We start from the raw sequence: 11,645 nt of genomic DNA on the forward strand, positions 1-11,645 counted from the left end.
CATACCGTGGATCATGTTGAAGGGGTTTTAAGAGAAAACTTTGATGCGGTCGATGCCTTTTTAACGCATATGTGGGTAGTTACTGTCACGGGAGCGCCAAAAATATGGGCGATGAATTTTATTGAGCGATACGAAAAATCACCGCGTAAATGGTATGCTGGCGCAGTTGGCTGGTTTGGTTTTAATGGTAATTTAAATACGGGTTTGGTTTTAAGAACCGTCCGTATTGAAAAAGGGATTGCTGAGGTTCGTGTGGGCGCGACCTTGCTTTATGATTCGGTTCCTGAATCTGAAGAACAAGAAACTCGTTTAAAGGCTTCTGCCTTTTTAGATATGTTGCAAAATAAAGAGTTAAAGTGCAAAAATATTGCCGAAACATTTGCTTTAACTGGAAAAGGTAAACGTGTTTTGCTGATCGATCATCAAGATTCTTTTGTGCACACTTTAGCAAATTATATTCGTCAAACTGGTGCTGAAGTGAGTACTATTCGTTTTGATAAGGCAGTACATTATTTGCAAAAAAATAATTATGATTTGGTGGTTTTATCCCCTGGACCGGGTAAACCAAGTGATTTTAAATTATCGGCAACGATTGATGCGGTTATCGCTCGTGGTATCCCTTTATTTGGTGTTTGTTTAGGTCTACAAGGTTTGGTGGAACACTTTGGCGGGGTATTGGATGTTCTTGAATACCCAATGCATGGTAAACCTTCGATGATTAATGTGATGGATGCTTCAGGCTTATTTACTGGGTTGGGTAGTTCTTTCAAAGCGGGTCGCTATCATTCACTTTATGCACGGCTTAAGGCTATGCCTGATGTGCTAAGCGTTACGGCAATGAGCGATGATGGTGTGGTTATGGCTATTTCGCATCGACATTTACCGATACATGCTGTGCAGTTTCATCCAGAGACCATCTTGTCTTTAGTAAATCAGGCCGGATTTAAAATCATTACTAATTTAATGGGAATGGTGAGTAAGGATGCGCAATAAAATTTTGATACTTTATATTGTCTCAATTGTGCTGGGGATTATTGTTGGTCTCGTTGGCTCTTCATTTCGTTTATCAATTGATGTACTGAGCGCTGCATTAGATTACTTTTTTCATTTTATTGGCGATAGGGGATGGCCTAGTGGATTAATTTCCGGGATCGTATCTATGTTGATGGTCTTGGCCGCCTTTTTAGCAGTGAAACATCTAGCCCCTGATGCGGGCGGTAGTGGGGTTCCGGAAATTGAAGGGGCTTTGTTGCATCTTCGACCTATTTTTTGGCGACGTTTATTACCCGTAAAATTCTTTTTTGGCATTTTAGCTATTTCATCCAAGATGATTCTAGGACGAGAAGGCCCTACCATCCATATTGGTGGCAGTCTGGGGGAGATGCTGGGGCATTTGTTTAATCTGACACGACGTCGCCGCGATAGTTTAATTGCTGCAGGAGCTGCTGCCGGGTTATCTGTAGCCTTTAATGCGCCGTTGGCTGGTGTGCTCTTTGTTATGGAGGAAATGCGTAATCAATTTAATTATTCATTCACCAGTTTTAGTATGGTCGTGATTAGTTGCATTACGGCAACTATTATTATGAACCTGATGATAGGAGCCCAAGCAACCATTCCCATGAGTGTATTTCAATTTCCCGCATTAGATGCTTTATGGTTATTTGCTCTCTTTGGTTTTTTTGTGGGGTTAGCTGGGCTGTTGTATAATAAGGCATTGATGGCTTTACTTGCCTTTGTAGATAAATTATCTTCTCGCCAAAGATTGTATTATGTTTTAGTTGTTGGCTTCGTTGTGGGGTATCTTGCGATTTATGTTCCATCCGCTGTTGGTGGTGGCATGCAAATTATTCATCAGTCATTGACTATTTCACATGGATTTGGGTTTTTAGTTTTTTTATTTATTATCCGATTTATTGGTTCAATAGCGTGTTATTCCACCGGTGTTCCTGGAGGAATTTTTGCTCCTACTCTTGCTTTAGGAACCTTGCTTGGTTTAGCTATGTTTCAAATATTGGTATTCATGCATCTTGATTTTTTAACCCAACCTGGCATGTTTGCCGTTGCAGGTATGGCTGCATTATTTGCAGCAGTAACACGTTCACCCATTACTGGAGGAGTACTTGTTGTGGAAATGACACAAAATTACTCCTTAATTTTTCCTCTAATGATGGCTTGTATTACTGCAACGATTGTCTTGCAGCTTGCACGTAATGAACCAATCTATGCTCAATTGTTAAAGCGCACCATACGCAGGCCTCTTTCAATCAAACAAAATCAATCTACGTGAATAATTATTTTGCCAAAATGGACGCTTGATTGCATGTGTTCTTGAGCTTCTTCAATTTGTTCTAATTTAAACTCTGAATCAATGATTGGGCGTATTTGTTTTTGGGTTAGCAAACCAAACCATGTTTGATGCGCTAATTTCCAGAGAGCGGCCTTTTCTTCTATGCTTTGCGTACGCAGTACAAAACCAGTAATTTGTAGTCGTTTGCGCATTAGTATGGCTAAATTACATTCAACTGTACTGCCGTTTAGGCATGAAATTTGGATTAATTTACCGCGTAATTTAAGCAGGTGGAGGTGTCTATTAAAATAATCACCACCAATAAAATCAAGGACTAAATCCACACTGTTTTCTACAATGAGATCTTCAAAATCCTGCTTTTGATAATTGATTACTTGATCCGCGCCAAGTTTTCGCGCTTTTTCTATTTTACTGTCACTACCAACTGTAGTAATGACCGTCGCGCCAATTTGTTTTGCCATTTGAATTCCCAGCGAGGAAATACCGCTGCCCGCACCATGAATGAGTAAGGTTTGTCCGGATTTAAGTTCACCTATAACAAAAATCGTCGCATGTACAGTGACTAAAGACTCCGGAAGGGCCGCAGCAAGAGCGTAATTCCAGTCTTGGGGTATATGATGAGCCAATGAGGCATCTACAGCGCAATATTCAGCAAAGGCACCACTACCAACTAATCCATAGATTTTATCGCCAGGTTTAAATTGGGTGACTTTAGAGCCTACAGCAATAACATCTCCAGCGAGCTCTAAACCAGGAATATCTGATTCACCTGATGGGGGAGGGTATTTCCCGTAGCGTTGCATTAAATCGGCTCGGTTGAGTGCAGATGCTTTAACTTGTACCAGAATTTGGCAATCTTTATAGGTTGGCATGGGGGTATTTTCAATGACAAGCCGGCTGTGTGAACCCGGGTTTTTTATGTGTACGTAGCGCACAATATATTCCTTTAAATGGGTAGTTGAATCCTCGTGATCTCAACTTACATGAAATATTTACATCCATCAATCAGAACAAGTAAATTCAGTGGTACAGCCAAACCACTTTACTTGAATGGCTTTAACTATATAATCTGTCCATCAAGACCTTATTAATACGTAGGGCTAATGGCAAAATTTAATCATCAACGTTTTTACGCATGGCTTTTTATAACTCCACAACTTATTATTACACTCGTATTTTTTATTTGGCCTGCGTGTAACGCTTTATTGCAATCTTTTTTTTATACAGATGCTTTTGGTTTACATAAACATTTTGCTGGCCTTAGCAATTTTATCGATCTGTTTCGGGACCGTAGCTACAGTAAAGCAATTTGGGTTACTTTTATTATTGCTTTTAGTGTTACTTTTTGCACGATGAGTTTAGGTCTTTTTATAGCTGTATTAGTTAATAATCGAGGCAGGACACAAGGAGTTTATAAATCTTTATTAATTTGGCCTTATGCGGTAGCCCCTGCCGTAGCCGCAATATTATGGCGTTTTCTCTGTCATCCTACCTTAGGTTGGCTGACGCATTTTTTGCAGTCGATTGGGATTGATTTTGATTATGTCAATAACGTCAATCAGGCACTTTTGGTAGTTATTCTCACGGCCAGTTGGCAGCAATTTAGCTACAATTTTTTATTCTATTTTGCTGCATTAAAAGCAGTACCTGCCTCGCTAATTGATGCTGCGATTATTGATGGCGCTTCGGCATGGCAACGTTTTTGGCAAATTATTTGGCCTTTATTATCACCAACCACATTTTTTCTTTTAATTATGAATTTGATGTATGGTTTTTTTGATACCTTTGGCATTATCCAGGTAATGACTCATGGTGGACCAGGAAATAGTACGACGAATTTAATTTATAAAGTGTATCAAGATGGCTTTGAAGGTATGGACTTGGGGAGTTCATCGGCGCAATCGGTACTTTTAATGGTTATTGTTGTCCTTGTTTCTTTAGTGCAATTTAAGTACCTCGAGAAAAAGGTTCATTACTCATGAAATTAATCTCTCGCGTTTTTGCCCATGGATTTTTATGTTTCTTTATCTTGCTGATGTTACTGCCGATTTATTTGGCATTTGTTGCTGCCAGTCATGAAGGTAGTGTGATGATGCAATCACATATACCACTTGTTCCTGGAAATTTATTATTAAAAAATATGCGTGCGGTATTGACTGAAGGTTTAGCCGTGACAGGGGGCGAGCCAATTACGTCGATGTTATTTAACAGTTTAAGCATGGCTTTAGCGATTGCAATAGGAAAAATTGTCATTGCCTTGGGTTCTGCTTTTGCTTTGGTCTATTTCGATTTCCCCTTTAAAAAGCTTTGTTTTGCTCTGATATTTGCAACCATGATGCTGCCCATTGAAGTACGAATTGTTCCTACTTTTCAAGTGGTTGCCTCTTTTGGTTTATTGAATTCATTTACTGGTTTAACCTTGCCTTTATTCGTCTCTGCTACCGGAACTTTTTTATTCCGACAATTTTTTAAAACCATACCGGTGGAACTTGTTGATGCGGCAAAACTTGATGGTGCGGGGGCGATGCGTTTCTTTTTTGATATACTTTTGCCTTTGTCTAAAACACAAATTGCCTCATTGTTTGTAATTTTATTTGTTTATGGCTGGAATCAATATTTATGGCCTTTGGTGATTACTACAGAAACTAAAATGGCTACTGTGGTGATGGGAATTCGTTATCTTTCTGGAGTTGCGGATCAAATCCCACAATGGCATTACATTATGTCGGTTGCATTGATTGCTTTGATTCCACCTTGTATGGTAGTGATGTTAATGCAACGATGGTTTGAAAAAGGGTTGAAGTAAGCATGGCAACAGTAAAGCTAGTGGATGTCTCAAAACAGGTTGGACAAACCACAATTTTAGATAAGGTAAACGTCAGCATAGAAAAAGGCGAATTTATGGTGATTGTTGGTCCTTCTGGTTGTGGTAAATCAACTTTATTGCGTTTAATTGCTGGATTGGATGCTCTAAGCTCAGGTTCGATTTTGATTAACAATAAATGTGTTAATGAGATCCATGCTGCTCAACGAGATATGGCGATGGTTTTTCAAAATTATGCACTTTACCCCCATATGACTGTTTATGACAACATGGCGTATGGTTTGAAAATGCGACGTTTTAAGCCTGATGAGATTAAGCAACGCGTAACTGATGCGGCTAAGTTATTGCAGTTATCGCCTTATCTGGAGCGAAAGCCACAGGCTCTTTCAGGTGGTCAAAAGCAACGTGTCGCTATGGGGCGGGCAATGGTGCGCTCTCCCGCGGTATTTTTATTTGATGAGCCTTTGTCGAATTTAGATGCCAAGTTACGCACTGAAATGCGTCATGAACTCAGACGACTGCATCAGCAATTAAATACAACCAGTGTATATGTGACTCATGATCAAACCGAAGCCATGACCATGGCTGAACGGGTTATGGTGCTTAAGCAGGGCTTTGTTGAACAAATTGGCACGCCTCAGGAATTGTATCAAAATCCCGAGACATTATTTGTTGCTGGATTTACCGGACATTATCCGCTAAATACATTAGTAGGAATATTTGATAAATGTAGTGCTACTATTCAAACGCCCTTAGGTGTGTTTTATCCTTTTCCAGAAACGGCGGAGACACTAGAGGACAAGACCGAACTTGTTTTGGCAATTAGAGCAGAACATGTACAGTTATGTTCTGAACATAATCCACAACGTATTGCAATTGATATTGAATTTATAGACGATATGGGAGCAGATAAATTAATAAGAGCAAAATGCCTTAAAAATGGAGAACATCTGAGTTTGCGCGTTTCTGCTGATCAGCCTTTGATGAGTGGACAACTCTATGTGGAACTACCTAAAATGAAGTTACATGTATTTCATCAGCAAACTGGAAAACGTATTGGAGAATGGCGTGGCTAAAGAAAAAAATAAATTAAAACCGATTGATGCACCGGTCTATGGATATTGGTCTGCTTTGTGGAAGTCTTTTTATTCGCGTCGTCTTTATGTTGACATAGGCAAACGCTGGAAAGGGTATGGACTGATTTATCTTTTATTAGCAATAGCTATATTTTCTATTCCTTTCTTTTTTAGAATGACCATTAGTTTTAATCAATCGTTTAAAGAAGAAATTACAGAGCCATTATTGAAATTGCCTTTGTTTTACGTCCAAAATGGGAACGTTGTTTTTGATAAACCAATGCCTTATTTAATCGATAACGACAAAAAGCAAACGGTAGTAATTATTGATACCACCGGAACGGTGAATAATTTTAGCGATAAATATCCTTATCTTACTATTTTAATTAATAAGGATAGAATCTCGTTTAGGATACCAACACCACAATTGTTTACGATGGGTACGCAACAAGCGCCTGTGAATAAAAGCAAGCCTCTTGTACAACCTTTTGGTAAAGGTGCCAATTTTGCCTTTGATGGGAAACAATTTGTTGAGCAAAACTCAATTACTGGGCTTAAGCTTGCATCACAAGCAATGCTTTATCCAATTATTGTGGCCATCTTTTTTTCACTGTTTATTGTCTTCTTTCCCGTGTTGGGGTTTTTAGGACAAACTTTTTCGACTATATTCTTTTCCTTTAAAATAAGTTTTTCCGCATCATGTAGGATATTGATTGTTGCAGGAACGCCAATGCTGTTACTTTTGTTTCTCATGTTGACATTCAATAGTATATTTCAGGGGCTCGGATTCATCTTATTCTTTCTACTAACCGCTTATTATGCTTTTGCATTGCATGTGTTAAGAGCTGAAAGTAGACAAGTCGTGGCGCCATGAAAGAACTGATTCATTTCGCCCATGGCAATGGCTTTCCAGCATTATGCTATAAGCAAATGCTGGATTGTTTGCAGCATGATTTTGATTATTGCTATATAGACAGAATCGGCCATGATCCTCAGTTTCCAGTTAGTGAGAATTGGCATAATTTAGTATTGGAAGTGATCGCCAGTATTAAACAGCAAGCAGACCGTCCGGTGATTGCTGTAGGCCATTCTTTAGGTGGTGCCTTAAGTTTATTGGCCGCAATAGAGCAACCCGAGTTGTTTAAAGCAGTTGTGATGTTAGATTCGCCTTTACTGGGGCCATTCAAATCCAGCATGGTTCGACTTGCAAAAGCTTTAGGTATTATTGATCGTGTAACCCCTGCATCTAGGACACAAGGTCGACGTGAGTACTGGATAAATCATGAACAATTATTGGCTTATTTAAAAACACGAAACTTATTCAAAACATTTACTGATGCTTGTCTAAATGATTACATTACCTATGGTTTAGAACATCGAGCCGATGGCTATTATCTTCGTTTTGATCGTAATATCGAGTATCAAATTTATCGAACCATACCCCATATAATTCCAGATTATGCAGGCAAATTAATAACTCCTGCGGCATTAATTTATGGTGACAAAAGTACTGTGGTTGGTAAAATGGATGTGCGTTATATGAAAAAGAAATTTAATGTAGTACATTTCAAAACCAGTGGGACGCATTTATTTCCAATGGAGCACCCACAGGCTGTAGCAAAGCAAATTGTAGAAGCTTTAAATAAATTAAAGGTTCTATCGTAAAGGGACAGAAAACTCAATTGCAAAATGAGTTCTTTAGTACCATACATTAACTAAAGCGTAATCTGTTGTAGATTGAGTCTTGTAGTCGAATAGCAATAAGATAAGGAATTATTATCCTAAATATAAATAACCTTAGCTTAACGTTTGTCGAAATCAATCTGCATGAATGAATAAGTTAATAAATAATTAAGGAGAATACAGTGCTACACGTTATTTTAGTGCTCTTAACCCTAGGAGCAGCAGGGATATTGCTAACGCGACAAGCAGCAATTTCGGTGTGGGCTATTAGTTTTGCTTTATTTAGTGGTCTGGTGTTTTATTACGGTTCTCCAGGAATATTAACTAAAATCATTTTATGTTTGGTTGAACTTGGTTTAATTGCTGGTTCAATTAAACCTTTAAGACGCGAATTGTTATCGAAACATCTTTTCAAATCAGTTAGCAAGGCAATGCCTGCTATGTCGGCAACAGAGCGCGAAGCGCTTGAAGCGGGTACGGTAAGCTGGGAAGGCGATTTATTTACTGGTGCCCCCGATTTTTCCGTATTACGTAATGCTCCAACAGTCGCATTGACTGAAGAGGAACAGGCTTTTCTTGATGGTCCTGTGGATACATTATGTGCCATGATCGATGAATGGGATATAACGCATAATCAAACTGATTTACCACCTGAAATATGGCAGTTTATTAAAGAGAACCGTTTCTTAGGTATGATTATTCCCAAACGCTATGGTGGTTTGGAGTTTTCAGCAACAGCTCAAATGTCGGTTTTAGTTAAAATCTATGGACGTTCAATTACTGCTGCGACAACCATCTCTGTACCCAATTCTTTAGGCCCTGGCGAATTATTACTTAAGTACGGGACGGAAGAACAAAAAAATTATTATTTGCCGCGCTTAGCTGATGGCCGTGAAATTCCATGTTTTGCCCTAACTGGCCCTAATGCCGGTTCTGATGCTGCTTCAATTCCTGATCAAGGTATTGTTTGCCGGCAAAAATTTAATGGTGAAGAGGTTTTAGGGGTTCGTTTGAATTGGGACAAACGCTACATTACCTTATGCCCAGTAGCTACGGTGGTTGGTTTAGCATTTAGAATGTTTGACCCTGATAATTTATTGGGTAAGGGAGACGATATTGGTATTACTTGTGCTTTGCTTCCCGCGAATACTCCAGGTATGGTTAAAGGACGTAGACATTTCCCATTAAATGCAGGCTTTTTAAATGGTCCTACACAGGGTAAAGATGTATTTATTCCCATGGATTATATTATTGGTGGTCTAGCTATGGCGGGTCATGGCTGGCGCATGTTGATGGAGTGTTTAAGCGCAGGTAGATCAATATCCTTACCTTCCAGTGCTAATGGTGGTTCGCAGGCTGCAGCTCTAGCCTCAGGTGCCTACGCCAGAGTTCGTAAACAGTTTAATCAACCGATTGGGAAATTTGAAGGTATTGAAGAACCTTTAGCACGACTCGCAGCAAATGCGTACATTATCGATGCGGGTGTTACTATGGCAGCTGCAGCGATTGATCATGGCGCAAAACCATCCGTAGCTGGCGCTATATTAAAATACCATACTACTGAACGTGCACGACAGGTTTCGCTTGATGCGATGGATATCCATGGTGGAAAGGGAATTTGTCTTGGTCCTAATAATTACATGGGGCGCGCCTTCCAAGGAGCTCCAATTGCGATTACAGTTGAAGGTGCTAATATTTTAACGCGTAGTTTAATTATTTTTGGCCAAGGTGCGATTCGTTGCCATCCTTACGTTTTTAAAGAATTAGAAAGCGTAAGAAATAATGATGTAGTGGAATTTGATAAAGTATTTTTTGCTCATGCTGGATTTATTATTGCTAATTTTACAAAATCAATATTATTTGCAGTGACTGATGCCCATTTTTCTCAAGCGCCTGAGAGCAGTGTAAAGCGCTATTATCAATTGATACATAAATACAGTACAAACCTAGCCTTTCTTGCTGATTTTTCAATGGCGATACTTGGCGGTGATTTAAAGCGTAAAGAAAAATTGTCATCACGTTTAGGCGATATGTTGAGCTCCTTATATTTAGCTTCAGCGGTGTTAAAGCGTTTCCATGCAGATGGCGAACCTAAAGCTGATCTGCCTTTAATTGAGTGGAGTTGCCAACAATTACTGCATGAATGTGAAACGGCAATGCAAGGTGTTATTACGAATTTTCCACAACGATGGGCACGTATTACATTACACCTGATTTTAAAACCATTCGGTAATCGCAGAAATAAACCCAATGATCAATTGGGGCATAAGTTAGCAAGAATCTTAATCGAGCCAAATGAAACACGCTCAAGAATCACACGCTTAGTCTACAAAAAAGCAAGTGAAAACTGCCCTATGGGCCGCTTGGAAGAAGCATTCCATAAAATCTGTGCGGTTGAAGAGCTTGAGAAAAAAGTAATGCACGCCGTGAAAGATGATGTTTTAAAATCACTAACATTGCTTAAGCAAATTGAAGAAGCATTAAGCTGTGGTTTATTAACTAAGGCAGAAGCGAAGCAATTAACAGAAGCCGAATTAGCACGTCAAGATGTCATTAAAGTCGATGATTTTGACGATTCTGAGCTACGCCGCCCCGCAGTTAAAAAAGCCAAGGCAAAAAGTGTTGAGCCTGAAGTGATTTTGAGCGAAGGCGAAAGCCGTGAGCCGGAGGTTCCTTATCATTGATGGCTTTTATAGACCCACTAGTGGGTCTATGAATTATTTCATCTAATTGACGGCCAAATCCGGTGAAGTAAAAACTGGTTTTGGCCGTAACTTTTTAAATGGTTGATTGGGTAAGGGTATATTGTTGATTCGTAATCAAAAGGTCGTGTGTTCGATTCACATCAGCGGCATTAGTAGAATCAATAAGTTAAGGTAATTTACCAGCTGAGTTAGCTATTATTAATTTTAAAACGTTCCTATAAAAGTTCCTTTTGGTTCTTTGCTAGGTTCTTGTTAGTTCTAATTTTGTATGATTATCCTACAGTCTATTTTCACCGCACTCTTTTTTAAATTCAAACAAAAAGAACAAATTAAAACAATATTCAAATTTAAACTTTTAGGGGGCAAAATGCATAGTATAATAAATGTACTTATTGGTTTATGGTTGTCTTTTATTTGAGTTTGAATAAAAATAAGTTTTTATAGCTAGCACCATTGTCACTTTTGTCACTCGTTGAATTAAGTCATGTAGGTTAAATTTATAATTAAGCTATACTTTGTAATAACTACTTAAATGGAAGAAGAGATGAAAGAGGAAAATTTTAAAAGATTAATAAATTTCCTTTCAAAATATATAGAAAGTGGTGAGCCTCAGTATGACCCCCAAGATATTCAATACTCATACTATATTAATATTTTTCTGGACGAGAATAAAAATGGTAACCGGCTACATATTGATAAATTCAGTCAAGAGTTAGCTAGGAGGTTGATTGCAGAGAGAGGAATACGGGAGCTAGATTCGAATGACGCAAATTATAATTGCGAGAGTGAACAACAAAAGAGATATGATTCGTTTTACCTTACTTGGTATTCATGGAATATTTTATATGACAAACTCCAGGAAAGCGGAAGATTTGACACAATATCATAATGCCTCGATCATAGAATATATTGTCTAAAATAAAAATAGGTTAGATAAATTATTTCAATAAGTAAATGGTAAATTTTGCCTCCCAAGAAAAGATATTATGAATATATAAACTGCCATCGAAAAACATTTTGAGAAATAAGTGTATGGCGTCAGCTGCTTT

General features: G+C 38.6%; 10 protein-coding genes. 9 read left to right on the forward strand and 1 reads right to left on the reverse strand.

Features of this window, described 5'->3' with window-relative positions; translation table 11 throughout:
• Both LDG_RS17430 and clcA read left to right on the forward strand, forming a co-directional pair.
• Positions 1–993 (forward strand): glutamine amidotransferase-related protein (locus LDG_RS17430; RefSeq protein WP_083821501.1); only part of this gene is annotated, 993 nt, incomplete at its 5' end.
• The gene (gene clcA, locus LDG_RS17435; RefSeq protein ID WP_006872791.1) at positions 983–2,287 is read left to right on the forward strand and encodes a H(+)/Cl(-) exchange transporter ClcA; all 1,305 of its coding nucleotides are present in this window, start codon (positions 983–985) and stop codon (positions 2,285–2,287) included. The genes LDG_RS17430 and clcA, both read left to right, overlap by 11 nt.
• Here clcA and LDG_RS17440 read toward each other — a convergent pair.
• Positions 2,275–3,243, reverse strand: a complete 969-nt coding sequence (locus LDG_RS17440; RefSeq protein WP_006872792.1) for an NAD(P)H-quinone oxidoreductase — start codon at positions 3,241–3,243, stop codon at positions 2,275–2,277. The two genes, clcA and LDG_RS17440, sit on opposite strands and share 13 nt — an antisense overlap.
• 168 nt (positions 3,244–3,411) lie before the next feature.
• On the opposite strand from LDG_RS17440, the gene LDG_RS17445 reads away from it, so the two are divergent.
• The 7 genes from LDG_RS17445 (at position 3,412) to LDG_RS17475 (ending at position 11,485) form a co-directional block, all read left to right on the forward strand.
• Positions 3,412–4,290 (forward strand): ABC transporter permease subunit, encoded by an 879-nt coding sequence (locus tag LDG_RS17445; protein ID WP_006872793.1) that lies wholly within the window; start codon positions 3,412–3,414, stop codon positions 4,288–4,290.
• Entirely contained in the window at positions 4,287–5,114 is an 828-nt protein-coding gene (gene ugpE, locus LDG_RS17450; protein WP_006872794.1) for a sn-glycerol-3-phosphate ABC transporter permease UgpE, read from the forward strand. The genes LDG_RS17445 and ugpE overlap by 4 nt, the downstream gene beginning before the upstream one ends.
• A 2-nt stretch (positions 5,115–5,116) precedes the next feature.
• Positions 5,117–6,208 (forward strand): ABC transporter ATP-binding protein, encoded by a 1,092-nt coding sequence (locus LDG_RS17455; protein WP_040536510.1) that lies wholly within the window; start codon positions 5,117–5,119, stop codon positions 6,206–6,208.
• Complete coding sequence (locus tag LDG_RS17460; RefSeq protein WP_006872796.1) at positions 6,201–7,082, forward strand: DUF1189 family protein; 882 nt, start codon at positions 6,201–6,203, stop codon at positions 7,080–7,082. The genes LDG_RS17455 and LDG_RS17460 overlap by 8 nt, the downstream gene beginning before the upstream one ends.
• Positions 7,079–7,873 (forward strand): alpha/beta fold hydrolase, encoded by a 795-nt coding sequence (locus LDG_RS17465; protein WP_006872797.1) that lies wholly within the window; start codon positions 7,079–7,081, stop codon positions 7,871–7,873. The genes LDG_RS17460 and LDG_RS17465 overlap by 4 nt, the downstream gene beginning before the upstream one ends.
• A 200-nt stretch (positions 7,874–8,073) precedes the next feature.
• Positions 8,074–10,575 (forward strand): acyl-CoA dehydrogenase, encoded by a 2,502-nt coding sequence (locus tag LDG_RS17470; RefSeq protein ID WP_006872798.1) that lies wholly within the window; start codon positions 8,074–8,076, stop codon positions 10,573–10,575.
• Positions 10,576–11,140: 565 nt separating this feature from the next.
• Complete coding sequence (locus tag LDG_RS17475; RefSeq protein ID WP_040536513.1) at positions 11,141–11,485, forward strand: hypothetical protein; 345 nt, start codon at positions 11,141–11,143, stop codon at positions 11,483–11,485.
• Positions 11,486–11,645 lie beyond the last annotated feature (160 nt).

This window comes from Legionella drancourtii LLAP12 (assembly GCF_000162755.2).
GTDB lineage: Bacteria > Pseudomonadota > Gammaproteobacteria > Legionellales > Legionellaceae > Legionella > Legionella drancourtii.

What these genes read in the sequence shown, in the direction of transcription:
- clcA (WP_006872791.1), top strand. Translation starts at nt 983, where the DNA reads ATGCGCAATAAAATTTTGATACTTTATATTGTCTCAATTGTGCTGGGG.
- LDG_RS17445 (WP_006872793.1), top strand. Translation starts at nt 3,412, where the DNA reads ATGGCAAAATTTAATCATCAACGTTTTTACGCATGGCTTTTTATAACT.
- ugpE (WP_006872794.1), top strand. Translation starts at nt 4,287, where the DNA reads ATGAAATTAATCTCTCGCGTTTTTGCCCATGGATTTTTATGTTTCTTT.
- LDG_RS17455 (WP_040536510.1), top strand. Translation starts at nt 5,117, where the DNA reads ATGGCAACAGTAAAGCTAGTGGATGTCTCAAAACAGGTTGGACAAACC.
- LDG_RS17465 (WP_006872797.1), top strand. Translation starts at nt 7,079, where the DNA reads ATGAAAGAACTGATTCATTTCGCCCATGGCAATGGCTTTCCAGCATTA.
- LDG_RS17475 (WP_040536513.1), top strand. Translation starts at nt 11,141, where the DNA reads ATGAAAGAGGAAAATTTTAAAAGATTAATAAATTTCCTTTCAAAATAT.